The organism is Pseudonocardia kongjuensis, from assembly GCF_039526905.1.
Classification (GTDB): Bacteria; Actinomycetota; Actinomycetes; order Mycobacteriales; family Pseudonocardiaceae; genus Pseudonocardia; species Pseudonocardia kongjuensis.
In genome coordinates this window covers 193,945-212,293 of sequence record NZ_BAAAJK010000033.1, presented here as the reverse complement: position 1 = coordinate 212,293, position 18,349 = coordinate 193,945, and the positions used below count along the sequence as shown (strand labels likewise).

Genomic DNA, 18,349 nt, shown 5'->3' with positions numbered 1-18,349 from the left:
ACGACCGCGGCGGGAGCGCCTGCAGCCGGACCGGGCGGGGCGCCCGCGGCGGCCCCGGGCGGAGGGCCCGCCGGGGATCCCGGCGCGCGACCGGGCACCGCCGATCCGGCGCCCGGCGGCTCGTCGCTGATCCCGCCGGACCGGGCCGGCCGCTACCAGGAGCGCTGGAACGTCCTGAAGGGCGAGTTCGTCGACGAGCCCCGCCGCGCCGTGCACGGCGCGAACGAGCTGGTCGGCGAGGTGCTCGACGAGCTGGAGAGCCTGTTCCGCAACCAGCGTGACGACCTGGAGCAGCAGTTCTCCCACCAGGACGCCTCGACCGAGGACCTGCGCCAGGCCCTCGGCCGCTACCGGGAGTTCTTCGACCGACTGCTGTCGCTGTAGCACCTGAGCGACCGACCATGATCCCTGTTTCGGGAGCGCCGGAGCGCCGCAGGCGCACCAGGACTCCCGAAACAGGGATCATGAACGCCGCGACACGAGCAACCCCGGGAGAGCTCAGCCCACCGCGGGCACGATCGCCTCGATCAGGTGCGGCCCGGGCTCGGCCCGGGCCCACCGCAGGGCGTCGAGCAGCGCCTCGGTCGTCTCCACCCGCCGGGCCGGGACTCCGAGGCCGGTCGCCAGGGACACGAAGTCCGGCGTCGGGTCGGACAGGTCGAGCATCCGGCCGGCCCGCCCCGACCGGGCGGCCTCGCCCGCCCCGGTGCGGGCCAGCTCGACCCGCAGGATGGCGTACGCCGAGTTGTTGATCAGCACCGTGGTGACGTCGAGCTGCTCGCGGGCCTGGGTCCACAGTGCCTGGAAGGTGTAGAGCGCGCTGCCGTCGGCCTGCACCGCCACCACCGGCCGGTCCGGCGCGGCGACCGCGGCACCGACCGCGGTCGGCGGCCCCTGGCCGATCGCCCCGCCGGTGAGCGCCAGCTGGGTGTGCGGGGCCGCGGTCTGCAGCGCCGGGGCGAGCGCCGCACCGGCGGTGAGCGACTCGTCGACGACGATCGCGCCGTCCGGCAGCTCCGCCGCGATCGCCGCGCTCATCGAGCGGACGTCCAGCGGTCCCGGCGGCGGTTGCGGCGCGGACCGCGGGGCCGGCTCGGCGACGGCGTCCGGGGCGACCGCCGCGGCGAGCTCCTCCAGCGCGGCGCAGGCGTCGGTCGCGGTGTCGGCGAGGCCGAGCACCGGGCAGCCGTCCGGGACCAGGTCGCCGGGCACGCCCGGATACCCGAAGAACGACACCGGCGAGCGGGCACCGGCGAGCACCAGCGACGACGCGCCGTCGAGCTGGGCGAGCGCCTGCTCGGCGAAGTAGCCGAGCTTGTCCACCCGCGGCCGTCCGGCGCCGGTGTCCCAGCAGCGCGGGAACGTCTCGACCAGCAACCGGGTGCCGGTCGCGGCGGCGATCCGGCCGGCCGCGTCCATCGCCCGCTCGCCCAGCGCGGGCCCGCCGAGCAGCAGCACGGCGCCCGGCTCGGCGACCGCGGCCGCCGCGGCGGCGACCCGCCCGGGATCGGGCGGGTACGGCGGCGCCGCCGGCAGCGCGGGAGCGGGCGCCGCGCCCTCGGACCAGGACACGTCCGCGGGCAGCACCAGCGTCGCGATCTGCCCGCCGCGCTCCGAGGTGGCGGCCAGCGCCCGCATCGCGTCGGCGGCGACGTCCCGGGCGTCGCCCGAGGTGTGCACCCAGCCCGACACGGTCCGCGCGACCGCGGTGATGTCGGACTCCAGCGGCGCGTCGTGCCGGACGTGGTCGGTGGCGTGCGCGCCCACCACGCACAGCAGCGGGGTGCCCGCCCGGCGCGCGTTGTGCAGGTTCGCCAGCCCGTTGCCCAGTCCCGGCCCCAGGTGCAGCAGCACCGCGGCCGGCTTCCCGGCGATCCTGGCGTACCCGTCGGCGGCGCCGGTGGCGACGCCCTCGAACAGGGCGAGCACGCCGCGCATCTCCGGCACCGCGTCGAGCGCCTGCACGAAGTGCATCTCCGAGGTGCCCGGGTTCATGAAGCAGACCTCGACGCCGGCCCCGACCAGCGACCCGACGAGCGCCTCCGCGCCCCTCACGCGTCGATCCGCTTCAGCACGGCGGCGGTCATCTCGTCGGTCCCGGCCGTCCCGCCCAGGTCGCCGGTGCGCACCTCCAGCAGCGCGGAGCGGATCGCGGCGAGCACCTCGGCGCCCGCGTCGGGGTACCCGAGGTGCTCGAGCAGCAGCCCGGCCGACCAGATCGCGCCGAGCGGGTTCGCGATGCCGCGGCCGGCGATGTCCGGGGCGGAGCCGTGCACCGGCTCGAACATCGACGGGTGGCTGCGGGTCGGGTCGAGGTTCCCCGACGGCGCGATCCCGATCGACCCGGCGACGGCCGCGGCCAGGTCGGACAGCACGTCGCCGAACAGGTTGGACGCCAGCACCACGTCGAACGACGCCGGGTCCAGCACCAGCTTCGCGGCGAGCGCGTCGATGTGCTCGGACCGCCACTGCACGCCCGCGAACCCGGCGGCCCGCTCGGTCACCACCTCGTCCCAGAACGGCATGGTGTGCACGATGCCGTTCGACTTCGTCGCCGACACCAGCCGGTTCCGCCGCCGCGACGCCAGGTCGAACGCGAAGTCCGCGATCCGGCCGACGCCGCGCCGGGTGAACACCGCCTCCTGCACCGCGAACTCGCCGTCCGTGCCGCGCCCGAACCGGCCGCCCATCTCGGAGTACTCGCCCTCCGAGTTCTCCCGGACGATCACCAGGTCGACGCCGCCCTCGGTGTCGCCGGGCCGGGCCGCGGACAGCGGCGAGCGCACGCCGTCGAACACCGTGATCGGGCGCAGGTTCACGTACTGGGCGAACGCGCGGCGGATCGGGATGAGCAGCCCCCACAGCGACACGTGATCGGGCACCCCCGGCCAGCCGACGGCGCCGAGCAGGATCGCGTCGTGCTGCCGGATCCGGTCCAGGCCGTCGTCGGGCATCATCGCGCCGGTGTGCGCGTAGCGCTCGCAGGACCAGTCGAACTCGTCGTAGCCGAAGCTCAGGCCGTGCCGGCGGCCGACGGCGTCCAGCACGGCGGTGGCGGGCGGGAGGACCTCCTTGCCGATCCCGTCGCCGGGGATCAGCGCGATGCGCAACGACGTCGTCATGCTCCCAGTGCACACGGTGTGACCCTGTCCGGAGAACCCGGGGTCCGGGTTGCGCCGCGCACCCCGGCACCCGCGAATGGTGGGGTGCACGATCCCGATCCCCGCCGCTGGTGGGCGCTGTCCGTCTGCCTGGTCGCCGGCTTCATGAGCCTGCTCGACGTCAGCATCGTCAACGTGGCGCTGCCGTCGATGCAGGCCGACCTGGACGCGTCCGCCGCCCAGGTGTCGTGGGTGGTGTCCGGTTACGCCCTCACCTTCGGGCTGGTGCTGGTCGCGGCCGGGCGGCTCGGCGACGACCGCGGGCGGCGCCGGATGTTCCTGGCCGGGCTCGCGTTGTTCACCCTCACCAGCGCGGTCGCCGGGCTCGCCCCGACACCGGAGGTGCTGGTCGCGGTCCGGCTGCTGCAGGGCGCCGCGGCCGGGCTGCTCTCCCCGCAGGTCGTCGGCCTCATCCAGGACCTGTTCCGCGGCCCGGAGCGGGGGACGGCGTTCGGCATGTTCGGCGCCGTCGTCGGGATCTCGACGGCGGTCGGCCCGCTGCTCGGCGGACTGCTGCTGGCGCTCGCCGGGGACGCCGACGGCTGGCGCTGGGTGTTCTTCGTGAACATCCCGATCGGGCTGGGTGCGCTGGTGTTCGCGGCCCGGGTGCTGCCCCGGGACGCCCCGGCGCGCGGGCCGCGCCGCCCGCTGGACGTGCCCGGTGTCGCGCTGCTCGGCACCGGGGTGGTGTGCCTGATGCTGCCGCTGGTGCTCGCCGAGCGGGACCCGGCGTCGTCGCCGTGGTGGCTGCTGCCCGTCGCGGTCGCGGCGCTGGTGGCGTTCGTCGGCTGGGAGCGGCGGGCCGGGCGCACGCACGGCCATCCGCTGGTCGATCTCGGGCTGCTGCGGATCCGCAGCTACGCGGTCGGCGCGACGCTCGGCGCGACCTACTTCGCCGGGTTCACCTCGATCTTCTTCGTGCTCACCCTGTACCTGCAGAACGGGCTGGGCTACACCCCGCTGCAGACCGGGCTGGCGATGACGCCGTTCGCGCTCAGCTCGGCGCTGACCTCCGCGTGGAGCGGGCGGCTGGTGGCCCGGTACGGGCAGCCGGTGGTCGTGGCCGGGCTCGCCGTCGTGCTGGCCGGGCTGGTGGCGACCGACGTGGCACTGGCCCTGACCGCGGGGAGCCCGCTGACCGGCTGGGCGGTCGCGGCGACCCTGCTGGTCGCCGGCGCGGGCGGCGGGCTGGTCGTCGCCCCGAACCAGACGATCGCGCTGTCCGAGATCCCGCCCGCCGCGGGCGGCACCGCGGCCGGCGTGCTGCAGACCGGGCAGCGGATCGGGACGGCGGTCGGGCTGTCGGCGGTGGGCGCGGTCTTCTTCACCCGGCTCGCCGCGACCGGCGACTGGGCGTCCGCGATCTCCCGCGGGCTGGTCGTGACGGTCGGACTGGTCGCGCTGGCGCTGGTGCTCGGGATCGTCGACGTCGTGCTCACCCGCCGCCGGACGGCCACCCCGGCCGGCCACCGGCCGACCCACCTGGGCGGGCCCACCGGCGGCGGGTGAGCGGCGCCGGTCACCCGCGGGCGGCGGCCACCCGGGTGTCGTCGCGCAGGCCGGAGCGCAGCGTCTCGGTCATCAGGTACGAGCAGCCCATCGAGACCAGCGCGATGAACGCGACGTACCCGGCGACCGCGTACAGCGACCCGGTCCAGGCGACCAGCGCGGTGCACAGCAGTGGCGCGACGCCGCCCAGGATCGAGGCGATCTGGTAGGCCAGCGACGCCCCGGAGTAGCGCATCCGGGTGGAGAACTGCTCGGCGAAGAACGCCGACTGCGGCCCGTAGACCGCCGACCGGCAGGCCTGCACGACCAGCCCGCCCAGCACGAACAGCCACACGCTGCCGGTCGAGACGAGCCAGAAGTAGGGCACCGCGAACAGCGCGAGCACCCCCATCCCGGCCAGGAACATCGGCCGTCGCCCGAGCCGGTCGGAGAGCAGGCCGAAGGCGAGGATCATCGGGATGTCGGACAGCGACAGGAAGGCGTTCGCGGTCAGGATCGTCGTCCGGTCGTAGGCGAGCTCCTGGGTGGCGTAGGTGACCAGCCAGACCGAGCCCACGTAGAACGTCGAGTTGGTCGCCAGGAAGGACCCGGCGGCCAGCGCGATCTCCTTCGGGTAGGTGCGCAGCGCCTCGAGCACCGGCATCCGGTTCGCCGTCTTCTCGTCCATCGTCTGCTGGAACACCGGCGACTCGTGCACGCCGAGCCGGATCCACATGCCGACGCCGATCAGCGCGATGCTGGCCAGGAACGGCACCCGCCAGCCCCAGGCCAGGAACTGCTCGTCGGTGAGCACCGCGGACAGCACCGCGAACGTCGCCGTGCCCATGACCAGGCCGAGCGGGACGCCGACCTGCGGCCAGCTGCCGTAGAACCCGCGCCGGTGCGCCGGTGCGTGCTCGACGGCCATCAGCGCGGCCCCGCCCCACTCGCCGCCGACCCCGAAGCCCTGCAGGAACCGCAGCGTCACCAGCAGCACCGGGGCCCAGATGCCGATCGTGTCGTAGCCGGGGAGCAGCCCCATCCCGACGGTCGCGGCCCCCATCAGCAGCAGCGAGTAGACGAGCATCGGCTTGCGGCCGATCCGGTCGCCGAAGTGCGCGAAGACCGCGCCGCCGACCGGGCGGGCGATGAACCCGACGGCGAACGCGCCGAACGAGGCCAGCGTGCCGGCCAGCGGATCCACCGACGGGAAGAACACCTGGCCGAACACCAGGGCCGCGGCGGTGCCGAAGATGAAGAAGTCGTACCACTCGATGGTGGTGCCGATGAGACTGGCGGTGGCGACCTTGCGGGACGACCGGAGCGTGGGTGCCACGGTTCCTCCCGGCGACGCCGACGGGACGGATGACGACATGGCCGCCGACGCTAAACGACCGATCGGTTCGTGTCGAGACGCAGCGTTGACCGACGGAACGTGCCGGATGTCCGGCTCGGCGGCCGGCCCGGGATCAGCCGGCGGGCGCCCGGCGGCCCGGGAGCGCCGCGGCGAGGAACAGCACGACCAGCCCGGCCAGCGGGACGACGAGCAGCCCGGTCCGCAGCCCGGCGGCGTCCGCGATCACCCCGATCACCGGCGGGGAGAGCAGGAAGCCGACCCGCATCAGCCAGGTCACCACGGTGAGCCCGGCGCCCGGCGCGAGACCGGGGATCCGGTCGGCGGCGGTCATCGCGGCCGGGACCAGGGTGGCCACCCCGAAGCCGGCGATCCCGAACCCGGCGACGCTGCCGGGCACCGTCGGGAACGCGAGCGCCGTCCCCATCCCGGCGAGCACCAGGGCGCCCCCGGCCCGGGTCACCGCCCGCTGGCCGAACCGGTCCACCATCCGGTCGCCGAGCAGCCTGCCGACGAACTGGCAGCCCTGCAGCGCGACGAACCCGAGCCCGGCGATCGCGGCGCCCGCCCCCAGCCCGTCCAGGTACACCGCGGCCCAGGTGGCACCCGCGTCCTCGACGACCGTTCCCGAGTTCGCGACCAGCCCGAACACCAGCAGCAGCAGGACCGTCCGGAGCCCGAGCCCGGCCCACGGGCGCCGCCCGGCGGGCGCCTGCCCGCCGGTGCCGCCGGGATCGCGGCGTTCGGCGTCCTCCGGCCCGCGCAGCAGCAGCGGGTACACCGCGACCGCGATCAGCACCGACAGCGCCGAGGACAGGCCCAGGTGCAGCGGGAGCGCCATCGCGATCCCGGCCGCGGCCGATCCCATCAGCCCGCCGGCCACCGCGCCGACCGACCACAGCGCGTGGAACGAGTTGAGGATGGAACGGCCGTAGCGGCGCTGCACCCGCAGGCCGTGCGCGTTCTGCGCGACGTCGACGACCGCGTCCGCGGCGCCGACCAGGAACATCGCGGCCGCGAACAGGCCCCAGCCCGGGGCGAACCCGACCAGCACCACGCCGGCCGCGATCACCGCCATCCCGAACGACGCCACCCGCGACGACCGGAACCGCGCGATCAGCGCGCCGGCGGTCAGCCCGGCGAGCAGCGCGCCGAACGGCATCGCCGCCACGGCCAGGCCGAGCTGGGCGTTGGTCAGCCCGAGATCGTCCTTGAGCTGCGGGAAGCGGGGGAGCAGGTTCGCGTAGACCAGGCCGTTGGTCGCGAAGACCAGGGCCACCCCGGCCCGGGCCCGCCGCTCGATCCGGCCCGGCCGTGCCGCCGTCGTCCGCTCCACCACCCGGCGAGCATGCATGACGGCCCCGACGGTCCGGCCGGCGCCGCCGGACGGGTGTCAGCCCCGCAGGGCGTTGAGCTTCCCGGCGGTCCGCAGCGCACCGGACATGCCGCGGTAGGCGCCCTTGCGGGCGCCGTCGCGCAGGGTGCGCAGCCGGGCGCGGCGCTCCCGGCCGGCGCCGTTCCAGGCCAGCAGCGAGCGGCCCCACGGGTCGCGGGCCAGCGCCGCGGTGCCCGCCTCGCGGGCGAGCAGCGACCAGCGGTCGCCGAAGTCGTCCAGCCCGTCCCGGTAGGCGAACACGGCGGGCCGGATGTAGGCCATCCCCGGGTGCATCCGCTGCATGCCGGGCGCGTAGTCGGAGATCACCTTGTCCAGGCACTCGAAGCGGCGCTGCCGGTTCGAGCTGATCGACCCGGTGCGCATCAGCCGCATGTCGAGCAGGTACCGGCGGGTGCCCCACATCAGCGGGTAGTTCGAGCCGGTCGCGATCCGCAGCCACATCTCGAAGTCGACGGCCGAGGGCAGCGACGAGTCGAACCCGCCGACCTGGTCGAAGCAGGCCCGCCGGACCATCAGCGAGCTGCCGTTGTGCGGCGGGTTGTTCTCGACGAGCTGGCGGTCCACGTCGATCCGGCCGGCCGGCTGCCAGCGCAGCGCGACCACCTGACCGCTCTCCAGCATCACCCGGCTGTGGCAGTAGGCCATGCCCACCCCGGGCGGGGCGGTGTGCAGGGTCTCCAGCATGTGCCGCAGGAACTGCGGGTGCCAGCGGTCGTCCCCGTCGAGGAACGCGACGAACGGCGCGGCGCTCTCGGCGAGCGCCCGGTTGCGCGCGGCGCCGGAGCCGCCGTTCTCCACCTGGATGAGCCGGATCCGCGGGTCGGCCGCGGCCCGGGCACGGACCACGTCGGCGGTGTCGTCGGTCGAGCCGTCGTCGACGATCAGGTACTCGAAGCGGGACTCGGTCTGTGCGAGGACCGAGTCGATGGCCTCCGCGATCCACGGACCGACGTTGTAGGCCGGGGTGATCACTGTCACCAGAACGCTGTTGTTCTGCACGAACGGCACGTTATCAAGGCTCCTTCCGGGTGTGCGCGGCGCATCACGCACCCACCGACATTCGTCCGGAGGGGTTATCGCCGACCTTGCACCACAAGGGCGTTGCTCCGACAGTGTGATCATTGTCGTCGAACCGGAAGGGCTCCGGATTCGAAGGGGTAGTCGTCCGCCGGTGCCCCGGCGTAACCACCTGCTGGCACGACGTGCCCGGGGACGGGTGGCGAGAGGGGCTCCTCTATCCTCCCGAGAATGTCGTTCGACGCTCGGGTGATGCTGTCCCGGCGGCTCCGATTCCTGCCGCACCGCGCATTCGCGATCATGCACCACGCTTTGTTCCAGGGCGAGATCACGACGTTCCGGAAGCCGAAGACCTACGCACAGTTGCTGGCGAAGAAAAATCTCGGCGAACAGACCGAACTCGTGCACGTCACCGCGGACAAGTACCGGGTGCGCGCGCACGTCGCGGACCGGATCGGGGCCGAGCACCTGATCCCGCTGATCCAGGTGGTGGAGCGGGCCGAGGACCTCGACCTGGAGGGCCCGCAGCGGCCCTACGTGGTGAAGGGGACGCACGGCTGCGACATGACCATCCTGGTCCCGCACCCGGCCGCCGCCGACCATGCCCGGATCCGGGCGACGGTCGCGCGCTGGCTGCGCACCGACTTCTTCCGGCACGGCTGGCGGGAGCGCCCCTACCAGGGCCTGACCCCGCGGGCGGTCGTCGAGGAGATGATCGGCGACGGGCAGGGGGCGCCGAACGACTACAAGTTCTTCGTCTTCCACGGCGAGCCCGCCATGGTCGTCGTCGACCAGGACCGGTTCGTCGCGCACACCTCCACGATGATGCACCCGGACTGGGTGCCGTTCCGGATCTCCGGGCGGTTCTCCCAGGCCCGGTCGCTGCCGGAGAAGCCGGCGGGCTACGAGCGGATGCTCGAGATCGCCCGTGCGCTGGGCAAGGACTTCACCTTCGCCCGGATCGACCTCTACGACGTCGACGGCCACGTCTACTTCGGCGAGATCACGCACAACCCGGGCGGCGGGCTGGTCCGGCTCCGCCCGCGGGCGTTCGACCGGGCGCTGGGCAACCTGTGGCGCAACGGAACCCCGATCCCCGAGCGGTTCATCGACCGGGGCTGAGGGTCACTCCGGGGGCACTCCCGGGGTCACTCCCGCACGCGCGGGATCCGCCGGGTCGGGCCGTCGTCGGCGGGCCCGGCCGGGCCGCCGCCGCCATCGTTGCCGTCGCCGCCGTCGTCGATCCGGCCGATCACCTCGGTGACCTCGCCGGCGCCCGGATCGGTGGGGGCCGGCCCGCGGGCGGGCACCGGATGGGTGCCGCGCAGCCAGCGCACGACGATCGGCGCCAGGAACACCGCGAGCAGCAGCTCGGCGGCCAGCCAGGACCAGCCGACCGCGTCGAGCCCCAGCGAGGGCGAGAGCAGCATCGTCCCGCCCAGCACGACGACGGCGTGCACGAGCTGCTGCACGGCCAGCGGGCCGGTCCGGTTCGCCAGCCGGGAGCGGGTCATCCAGAGCGTGACGACGACCCGCGGGAGCATCGAGATCATCAGCAGCTGCAGCAGCAGCGAGGCGTTCTCGGCGTACTCGCGGCCGTAGAGCAGCAGCAGCAGCGGGGCGGCCAGCGCCACCAGCAGCGCCGCCGGGAGCACGATGACCGCGATCCGGCGCAGGATCGAGCGGGCCAGCAGGTGCGCCCGCGCCGGGTCCCGCGAGCCCTCGACGACCAGCGACGAGGTGATCGCCACCGACAGCATGTTCATCGCGATGAACACGGTCTGCGCGGGCAGCAGGTAGGCGCTCTGCTGCGGGCCCAGCAGCTGGATGATCAGGACCGGCAGGAACGACGACGTCGCCTGGTTGAACACCTGGCCGACGTAGTCGCCCGCCATGTAGCGGCGCAGGGTCGCCGGGGCGGGCGCGCCGGCGCCCGGTTCGGCGGCGGAGGCGGCCGCGTGCCGGGGGACCAGCCGGCGCGCGATCAGCAGGGTGAACGGCACCAGCAGCGCGAGCACCGGGGCGGACCAGGACGTGAACACGCCGTCGGAGACCGAGGTGAACGACACCGCGACCAGCAGCACCAGCTTGACGACGCCGTAGACGCCGTTCTCCAGCGCCACCCACATCGCCGAGCGCAGGCCGGTGAACACCTGGTCCTGCAGGTTGAAGATCGACCAGGCGGCCGTCGAGACCACGAACCAGATCGCGAATCCCGGCGAGACCCACAGCGGGTCACCGGGGGAGTGGACCAGGTTCAGGTAGATCATCACCCCGGCGGCGGCGACGGTGCCCAGACCGGCCGACACCGCGTAGGCCAGCCGCACCAGCCGGGCCGAGTCGTTCCCCGCGGTCGGCAGGAACCGGATCAGCGCCTGCCCGAAGTTCAGCGTGGTCAGCACCGAGATGAGCATCATCAGGTTGACCAGCGCCGAGCCGCGCCCCACCTCCTCGGGGCTGTAGGTGCGCGCCGCGAAGATCCAGTAGAGCAGGCCGAACCCGGAGTTGACGACCGTGTTCAGCATGAGGGCGTAGGCGTTGCGGTAGAGCGGGTTGCCCATCTCCCGGCGCACCGAACGGACCCGTCCGGCGAGCATGCCGCCGACGCTCACCGGGCGCCCGCACGGCGCGTGGTCAGCGGGGCGGTGCCGCACCCGGCGGCGCTCGCAGCGAACACGCTGCCCACGCTAACGATGACCCGCCGTCGACGATGGTCCGGGTGGCACCGGCGGCCGCACACCCGATCGGGGTTCGCAAACGTTGCGCTACGGTGCCACTCCATTGGGGTGAACACCTGAACCGAGGGGGCTTCGGTTGCGTATAGCGTGCGTCGGAGGCGGGCCCACCGGCCTCTACCTGGCGATTCTCGCCCGTCTGCGGTCCGGGGGCCGAGACGAGGTGGTCGTTCACGAGCGCAACCGGCGCGGCTGGACGCACGGTTTCGGTGTGACGTTCGGCGAGGACCTGCTCGACGACTTCTTCCGCACCGACCCCGCCGGCGCCCCCGCGCTGCGCCGGGCGTCGCGGCTGTGGAGCGACCAGATGGTGCGCATCGGCGATCTCAAGCCGGTGCACCTCGGCGGGAAGTACGGCTACTCGATGGCCCGGGTCACCATGCTGCAGGTGCTGACCGAGCGCGCCGAGCAGCTGGGCGTCGATCTGCGGTTCGGCAGCAACGTCACCGGCCGGGACGAGATCGACGCCGACGTCGTCGTGGCCACCGACGGGGTCGGCAGCCGGTTGCGCACGGCCCGCGCCGGGCACTTCGGCACCACCGTCGAGCCGGGGGAGAACCGCTACGTCTGGCTCGGCACCGATCGCTGCGTCGACGTGTTCACCTTCGCCTTCGAGCGCACCGACGCCGGCTGGATCTGGTTCTACGCCTACCCGTCCGCCGACGGCGCCAGCACCTGCATCGTGGAGTGCGCGCCGGACACCTGGACCGGGCTCGGCCTGGACTCCGTGCCGGCGGCCGACGGGCTCCGGATGCTGGAGTCGATCTTCGCCGACGCGCTCGGCGGGCACCGGCTGCTGGCCCCCGCCGGCGGCGACGGGGCGGGCGAGCTGCCCTGGCTGCGGTTCCGCGAGGTCCGCAACCGCACCTGGCGCGACGACGACCTGGTGCTCGCCGGGGACGCCGCGCACACCACGCACTTCGGGATCGGGTCCGGCACCGTGCTCGCCGTCCAGGACGGGGTGGCGCTGGCCGACGCCCTGTACGCGACGCCCGAGAGCCGGGCCACCGCGCAGGGCCGGATCGCCGCGCTGTCCGCCTACGACGCCCGGCGCCGCGCCCGGCTCGGCCCGATCCAGGACATGGCCCGCCGCAACATGCAGTGGTTCGAGCGGGCCGGGGAGCGGCTGGAGCGCGGCGAGGACCCGGTCGAGTTCTCCTGGGCGCTGCTGGACCGGCGCGGCGACATGGGCCGCCTGCACTACCGGCTGCACCGGGCGACCCAGATCGGCCCGGTCCGCCAGGTCCGCCGCACCCTGACCAGCGCGCGCCGGGTCCGGCGCGCCGCCCAGCGCGGCGAGCGGGGGGCGATCGGCTGAGCACACCGCGCGTCACCTGATCCGTCACGGTCCGGACCGGAACCGGCTACCCCTCGTAGCGCCGGTGTCCGGTTCCTGCCCTACCCTGACGCCGAGCCCGTTCCCCGGCGGGCACGGAAGGGACCTGGCGTGAAGATCGTCTGCGTGGGTGGTGGCCCGGCCGGCCTCTACACCGGCATCCTGGCGCGGCTGCGCTCCGGTGGCCGGGACGAGGTCGTCGTCGCCGAACGCACCGCGCCGGGTACCGCGTCCGGTTTCGCCGTGACCCTCGGTGAGGACATCCTGGACGAGCTGTACCGGACCGACCCGGTCGGCGCCGAGGGCGTCCGCGCCGCCGCGCACGTCTGGGGCGACCAGGTCGTCGAGGTCGGGGACGAGACCGTCCACCTCGGCGGCCGGTACGGCTACTCGATCGGGCGGGCCCGGCTGCTCGAGGTGCTGACCGCCCGCGCCCGGCAGGTCGGCGTCGACCTGAGGTTCGAGACGGCCGTCGCGCCCGACGGCGATCTCGCGGCCGATCCGCTCACCGCCGACGCGGACGTCGTCGTCGCGGCCGACGGGATCGGCAGCGCGATCCGCACCGCGCGGGAGCACGACTTCGGCACCCGGATCGCGCACGGCGCCAACCGCTACGTCTGGTTCGGGACGTCCAAGCCGTTCCGCGCGTTCACCTTCACCTTCGAGTACACCCGGGCCGGCTGGATCTGGTTCCACGCCTACCCGGCCGCGGACTGCGTCAGCACCTGCATCGTCGAGTGCACACCGGACACCTGGCGCGGGCTGGGGCTCGACACCATGCCCGCCGACGAGGCCATGCGGATGCTGGAGGGGATCTTCCACCGCTCGCTGGACGGCGAGTCGCTGATCGCGCCGCCCGGTGCCGGGGACTCGCCCTGGCTGGAGTTCCGGGAGGTCCGCAACACCTCGTGGCGCTCCGGGAACGTGGTCCTCGCCGGCGACGCCGCGCACACCACGCACTTCGCGATCGGGTCCGGCACCGTGCTCGCCGTCGCCGATGCGATCGCGCTCGCCGAGGAGCTCTACCCGGCGCACGGCCCGGACGGCGCGGTCGAGCCGGTCACCGACGTCGAGGCCGCGCTGGCCGCCTACGACGCGCGCCGCCGCGCGGCGATGGCACCGGTGCAGGACATGGCCCGGCGCAGCATGCAGTGGTTCGAGACCGTGCCGCAGCGTCTCGACGGCGTCGACGCGATCGAGTTCTCCTGGTCGCTGCTCGACCGGCGCGGCGACCAGGGGCCGCTGCACCGGCGGCTGCACGAGGCCACCCAGATCGAGCCGGTGCGGCAGGTCCGCCGGCAGCTGACCTTCGCCCGCCGGCTGCGCCGCGCGCTGCGCCGGGGCGAGGTCAGCCCGGTGTCCACGCTCACCGGCTGTCCCTGAGCGTCCCTGAGCGCCCGCCCGGCCGGCCCCGGGCCGCCCGGCGCCGCCCGTGAGGACGGTCCGTGTCCGGGGTGTCACGGTTCGCCGGGATCTGCCGGTGAATCCTGATAATCCTGTGTGAACGTTCAACGGCGCCTGTCCGGAACGGCCCGCGGTCGGTGAAGATCGGGTCGGGCCGGTTCCCGTCGCGACGTCGGTCGCCCGCCGGTCCTGGACGGGGGAGCGGTGCCCGGACGACGCCTGTACCGCTGGGCCGGTGCGCTCGTTGCGGTCGTCGCCGTGACCGCGCCCGCCGCGCTCGGCGCCGGGACGGCCCCGGCCGGATCTGCGCCGGCCGGACCGTCCGCGGTCGCCGCCGCATCGCCGGACCCGGAACAGCCGGCGCCCGGCCCGGCGCCCGCCCCCGCGCAGGCGGTCGTGCCCGCCCCGGCCCCCGCGTCCGGCCCGGGCCGCGCGGCCGACGTGCCGGGGCCCGTCCCGTCGGCCGTCGCGATCGCGCCGCGACCGTCGTCCGGCGCGCCCGGCACCGGACCGGCGGTGGCGGGACCCGGCCCGGCCGGGCCGTACCTGCCCGAACCGCAGGCCGACGGCGCACCGGTGCCGGACGGTGCCCCGGCCGCCGACGGCGGTGAGCCCCCCGCCGGCGGCGGTGAGCCGGCCGCCGGGGGCGGTGAGCCGGCCGCCGGGGGCGGTGAGCCGGCCGCCGCCGGCGGTGAGCCGGCCGGCGACACCGCCGCGGCGGATCCGGTGGTGCCGCCCGCCGGGCCACTGGACGCGCAGCCGGAGTCGGCCGCGTCGCTGCTCTACGGGACGACCCGGGACCTGCTCCTCGCGATGATCGAACCGGGAGCCGACGCCGGGATCGCCCCGCGCGAGGCCGTCACCCTTCCGCCGGGCACGATCCCGGTCGCCCGGGAGGACGAGGAGGGCCTGCAGCTGTCCTGGGCGCTGCTCGACACCGCCACCGGCCGCTGGACCGGCTCCGCCGACGCCGACAGCACCCGCACCGAGGCCGAGTCGACGATCAAGGCGTGGCTGGCCGCGGACACCCTGCGCGCCGCGGCCGAGGCAGGGCGCCCGGTCACCGAGGCCGAGCGGGCCGACATCTCGGCGTCCGTGCGGGCGAGCAGCAACTCCGCCGCGGAACGGCTCTACCGGCGGGGCGGCCGGGAGGCCACCACCGACCGGCTCGCGGCCGAGTGCGGGGTGTCGGTGACCACGTCGCGACCCGGCTGGTGGTCGTTCACCCAGCTCAGCGCCCTGGACGCGGCCGCGATCCTGGCCTGCGTCCGGGACCGCGCCGAGGAGTGGCCGGGCGGGACCGAGCTGCTCACCGACCTGGCCTCGATCACCCCCGACGGGCGCTCCGGGATCCACGGCATGCTCCCCGGCGCCGTCGCCGAGAAGAACGGCTGGACCCGGCACGGCGCCGGATACTGGAACGTCAACTGCGTGCTCGCCTGGGAGAACCGTGCACTCGCGGTGCTCACGACCTACCCGGCCGAGCGGGACGTCGAGTTCGGCTGGGCGGCCTGCCGCGACGTCGCCTCCGACGTGCTCGCCGCGGACGGTGTCACCGTCGCCCCGGACGTGCTCGCCGCGGACGACGGAACCGCGGCCCCGGACACTCTCACCGGCAACGGTTGAGCCGCACCGCGCGGGTTTCACCCGCCGGACCGGCGGGAACGCCTCCCAGCGGCGAAACCCGACGAGAGGTGACTGATGACCGGCTTCTTCGGTCCCGGCGACCCCCGTGGACCGGTGCACCGGATCGACCTGAACCGGCTGATGAGCGCCGGTGCCAGGGAGATCATGGCCCACGCGGCACAGGAGGCCGTGCAGCGGTCCGGGCGCGGCGACGCCGACCTGGACGCCACCCACATCCTGCTGGCCTGCGCACGCACCGAGACGACCCGGCAGTGGATCACCCGGGCCGGTGGCGATCCCGACGTGATCGCGCGGACGCTCGACGAGCGGCTGCCGCGCGGTGACGGCACCGATCCGCGTCCGCCGTCGCTCACCCCGTCGGCGAAGCGGGCCCTGCTCGACGCGCACCAGATCTCCCGCTCGCTGGGGTCGACCTACATCGGCCCGGAGCACCTGCTGCTCGCACTGGCGGCCAACGAGGAGTCCGCCGCGGGGCGGCTGCTCGCCCGCTCCCGGTTCGCGCCGGGCTCGATGACCGACGGCCGGACCCCGCAGGCCGGACCGGTGCCCGAGCAGCCGGACTCCGCCACCCCGACGCTCGACCGGTACGGCCAGGACCTGACGGTCGCCGCCCGCGGCGGCCGGCTGGACCCGGTCGTCGGGCGGGACGACGAGATCGAGCAGACCGTCGAGGTGCTGTCCCGCCGCACCAAGAACAATCCGGTGCTGATCGGCGAGGCGGGCGTCGGCAAGACCGCCGTCGTCGAGGGCATCGCGCAGCGGATCGCCGACGGCGAGGTGCCCGACACCCTGCGCGCCCGCCGCGTCGTGCAGCTCGACCTGGCGGGCGTCGTCGCGGGGACCAAGTACCGCGGCGACTTCGAGGAGCGGATGCGCACGCTGATCGAGGAGATCCGCGAGCACTCGCACGACCTGATCGTGTTCATCGACGAGCTGCACACGATGGTCGGCGCCGGCACCGGTGGCGGCGAGGGCGGCGCGATGGACGCCGGCAACCTCCTCAAGCCCGCGCTGGCCCGCGGCGAGCTGCACGTGATCGGCGCGACGACGCTCGACGAGTACCGCAGCCACATCGAGTCCGACTCCGCGCTGGCCCGGCGGTTCCAGCCCGTCCTGGTGCCGGAGCCGTCGGTCGAGGACACCGTGGCGATCCTGCGTGGCCTGGCCGACCGCTACGAGGCACACCACCAGGTCCGGTACACCCCGGATGCGCTGCGGGCGGCGGTCGAGCTGTCCGACCGCTACGTCACCGAGCGGTTCCTGCCGGACAAGGCGATCGACCTGCTCGACCAGGCGGGGGCCCGGGTGCGGCTGCGCACCCGCACCCCGACCGTCGACCACCGGGAGATCGAGCAGCGGATCGAGCAGCTGACCCGGGACAAGGACCAGGCGGTCGCGCACGAGGACTACGAGCGGGCCTCCCAGCTGCGCGACGAGATCACCGAGGCCCGGGCCCGGCTCGCCGCCGATCCGGCGGATCCGGGTGGGAAGGCGCCGACCGTCGGCGTCGACGAGATCGCCGAGGTGGTGTCGCGGTCGACCGGGATCCCGGTCACCCAGCTGACCGAGGCCGAGCGGGACCGGCTGCTGAGGCTGGAGGACGAGCTGCACCGGCGCGTCGTCGGGCAGGATCCGGCGGTGACCGCGGTCGCCGAGGCGATCCGCCGGTCGCGCTCCGGGCTCGGGGACGAGGACCGCCCGGTCGGCAGCTTCCTGTTCCTCGGCCCGACCGGGGTCGGGAAGACCGAGCTGGCGCGTGCGCTCGCCGAGGCCCTGTTCGGCGACGAGGACCGGATGGTCCGGCTCGACATGAGCGAGTACGGCGAGAAGCACACCGTGGCCCGGATGGTCGGGTCCCCACCCGGTTACGTGGGGTACGGGGAGTCCGGCGAGCTGACCGAGGCCGTCCGCAGGCGTCCGTACTCGGTGCTGCTGCTCGACGAGATCGAGAAGGCGCACCCGGACGTCTTCAACACCCTGCTCCAGGTGCTCGACGACGGCAGGCTCACCGACGGCCAGGGCCGGACCGTCGACTTCCGGCACACCGTCGTCGTCATGACGTCGAACGTCGGCTCCGAGCTGATCACCGGGCACGGCATGACACTCGGCTTCGGCTCCGCGGCGGCCCAGGAGGCCACACCGGCCGAGCGGGAGGACGCGGTGCTCGCCGACCGGTTGATGCCGCGGCTGCGCGAGGTGTTCCGGCCGGAGTTCCTGAACCGGATCGACGAGACCGTCGTGTTCCGGCGACTGGACACCGAGCAGCTGGCGCACATCACCCGGCTGCTCCTCGACGACACCCGGGACCGGCTGGCCCGCAAGGAGATCGGCCTGGAGGTCGGGGACGACGCGGTCCGCCTGCTCACCGAGCACGGCTATCAGCCCGACTTCGGTGCCCGGCCGCTGCGCCGGACGATCCGCCGCGAGCTGGACAACCCGCTGTCGGCGATGCTGCTCGACGGCCGGATCGGGCCCGGCCGGACCGTCCGGGTCGGCGCCGAGGACGGTGAGCTGGTCGTCGAGGCGGGGGAGCCGGCGGTGCCGTGAGGCGGCATGCCGGCCGCACCCGGCAGTCCTGCCGCACCCGGTGGCCCTGCCGGCCGCACCTGGTGGCCCTGCCGGCCGCACCCAGCAGCCGTGCCGGCCGCACCCAGCAGCCGTGCCGGCCGCACCCGGCAGCTCCTGCCGCACGCGGTAGCCCTGCCGGGCCGGCAGCTCCTGCCGCACGCGGTAGCCCTGCCGGGCCGGCAGTCCTGCCGGACCCGGTAGCCCTGCCGGGCCGCACCGGGCGTGCCTGCCCTGCCGCACCCC

The 18,349-nt window shown here is 74.6% G+C and carries 13 protein-coding genes; 7 read left to right on the top strand and 6 right to left on the bottom strand.

All coding sequences use genetic code 11. From position 1 onward, the window contains the following. A partial coding sequence (locus tag ABD160_RS24270) for a hypothetical protein (protein WP_344026363.1) occupies nucleotides 1-384 on the top strand: 384 nt, incomplete at its 5' end. 114 nt (nucleotides 385-498) lie between these two features. Here ABD160_RS24270 and ABD160_RS24265 read toward each other — a convergent pair. Both ABD160_RS24265 and ABD160_RS24260 read right to left on the bottom strand, forming a co-directional pair. Further along, complete coding sequence (locus tag ABD160_RS24265; RefSeq protein ID WP_344026361.1) at nucleotides 499-2,055, bottom strand: acetolactate synthase large subunit; 1,557 nt, start codon at nucleotides 2,053-2,055, stop codon at nucleotides 499-501. Further along, nucleotides 2,052-3,122 carry a tartrate dehydrogenase gene (locus ABD160_RS24260; protein ID WP_344026359.1) on the bottom strand — a complete coding sequence of 357 codons (1,071 nt, stop codon included), beginning with the start codon at nucleotides 3,120-3,122 and terminating at the stop codon, nucleotides 2,052-2,054. The genes ABD160_RS24265 and ABD160_RS24260 overlap by 4 nt, the downstream gene beginning before the upstream one ends. Before the next feature lie 84 nt (nucleotides 3,123-3,206). On the opposite strand from ABD160_RS24260, the gene ABD160_RS24255 reads away from it, so the two are divergent. Next, complete coding sequence (locus ABD160_RS24255; protein WP_344026357.1) at nucleotides 3,207-4,670, top strand: MFS transporter; 1,464 nt, start codon at nucleotides 3,207-3,209, stop codon at nucleotides 4,668-4,670. A gap of 10 nt (nucleotides 4,671-4,680) precedes the next feature. Here the strand turns inward: ABD160_RS24255 and ABD160_RS24250 are convergent, their stop codons facing one another. The 3 genes from ABD160_RS24250 to ABD160_RS24240 form a co-directional block, all read right to left on the bottom strand. Next, nucleotides 4,681-5,985 (bottom strand): MFS transporter, encoded by a 1,305-nt coding sequence (locus ABD160_RS24250; protein WP_344026355.1) that lies wholly within the window; start codon nucleotides 5,983-5,985, stop codon nucleotides 4,681-4,683. A gap of 133 nt (nucleotides 5,986-6,118) precedes the next feature. Then, entirely contained in the window at nucleotides 6,119-7,357 is a 1,239-nt protein-coding gene (locus ABD160_RS24245; RefSeq protein WP_344026353.1) for an MFS transporter, read from the bottom strand. 39 nt (nucleotides 7,358-7,396) lie between these two features. Next, the gene (locus tag ABD160_RS24240) at nucleotides 7,397-8,407 is read right to left on the bottom strand and encodes a glycosyltransferase family 2 protein (RefSeq protein ID WP_344026351.1); all 1,011 of its coding nucleotides are present in this window, start codon (nucleotides 8,405-8,407) and stop codon (nucleotides 7,397-7,399) included. A 240-nt stretch (nucleotides 8,408-8,647) separates the two neighbouring features. Here ABD160_RS24240 and ABD160_RS24235 point away from each other — a divergent pair, with 240 nt between their 5' ends. Next, nucleotides 8,648-9,538, top strand: a complete 891-nt coding sequence (locus tag ABD160_RS24235; RefSeq protein WP_344026349.1) for an ATP-grasp fold amidoligase family protein — start codon at nucleotides 8,648-8,650, stop codon at nucleotides 9,536-9,538. A 26-nt stretch (nucleotides 9,539-9,564) separates the two neighbouring features. On the opposite strand, the gene ABD160_RS24230 is transcribed toward ABD160_RS24235, so the two are convergent. Then, nucleotides 9,565-11,013 carry a lipopolysaccharide biosynthesis protein gene (locus tag ABD160_RS24230; protein WP_344026347.1) on the bottom strand — a complete coding sequence of 483 codons (1,449 nt, stop codon included), beginning with the start codon at nucleotides 11,011-11,013 and terminating at the stop codon, nucleotides 9,565-9,567. A gap of 349 nt (nucleotides 11,014-11,362) precedes the next feature. Here ABD160_RS24230 and ABD160_RS24225 point away from each other — a divergent pair, with 349 nt between their 5' ends. The 4 genes from ABD160_RS24225 to ABD160_RS24210 all read left to right on the top strand — a co-directional run bounded on the left by ABD160_RS24225 (nucleotide 11,363) and on the right by ABD160_RS24210 (nucleotide 18,085). After that, complete coding sequence (locus ABD160_RS24225) at nucleotides 11,363-12,469, top strand: FAD-dependent monooxygenase (protein WP_344026345.1); 1,107 nt, start codon at nucleotides 11,363-11,365, stop codon at nucleotides 12,467-12,469. Nucleotides 12,470-12,598: 129 nt separating this feature from the next. Next, nucleotides 12,599-13,870: an FAD-dependent monooxygenase gene (locus ABD160_RS24220; protein ID WP_344026343.1), complete on the top strand. Its 1,272-nt coding sequence runs from the start codon at nucleotides 12,599-12,601 to the stop codon at nucleotides 13,868-13,870. Nucleotides 13,871-14,095: 225 nt separating this feature from the next. Then, nucleotides 14,096-15,517, top strand: coding sequence for a hypothetical protein (locus tag ABD160_RS24215; RefSeq protein WP_344026341.1), 1,422 nt, complete (start codon nucleotides 14,096-14,098; stop codon nucleotides 15,515-15,517). Between the two features lie 75 nt (nucleotides 15,518-15,592). Beyond that, a complete protein-coding gene (locus ABD160_RS24210) occupies nucleotides 15,593-18,085 on the top strand; it encodes an ATP-dependent Clp protease ATP-binding subunit (protein WP_344026339.1) in 2,493 nt (830 codons plus the stop codon). The last annotated feature ends 264 nt before the right edge of the window (nucleotides 18,086-18,349 follow it).

Excerpts from the sequence above, each read along its gene's own strand:
- ABD160_RS24260 (WP_344026359.1), bottom strand. The coding sequence starts at position 3,122 with ATGACGACGTCGTTGCGCATCGCGCTGATCCCCGGCGACGGGATCGGC.
- ABD160_RS24245 (WP_344026353.1), bottom strand. The coding sequence starts at position 7,357 with ATGCATGCTCGCCGGGTGGTGGAGCGGACGACGGCGGCACGGCCGGGC.
- ABD160_RS24235 (WP_344026349.1), top strand. The coding sequence starts at position 8,648 with ATGTCGTTCGACGCTCGGGTGATGCTGTCCCGGCGGCTCCGATTCCTG.
- ABD160_RS24230 (WP_344026347.1), bottom strand. The coding sequence starts at position 11,013 with ATGCTCGCCGGACGGGTCCGTTCGGTGCGCCGGGAGATGGGCAACCCG.
- ABD160_RS24210 (WP_344026339.1), top strand. The coding sequence starts at position 15,593 with ATGACCGGCTTCTTCGGTCCCGGCGACCCCCGTGGACCGGTGCACCGG.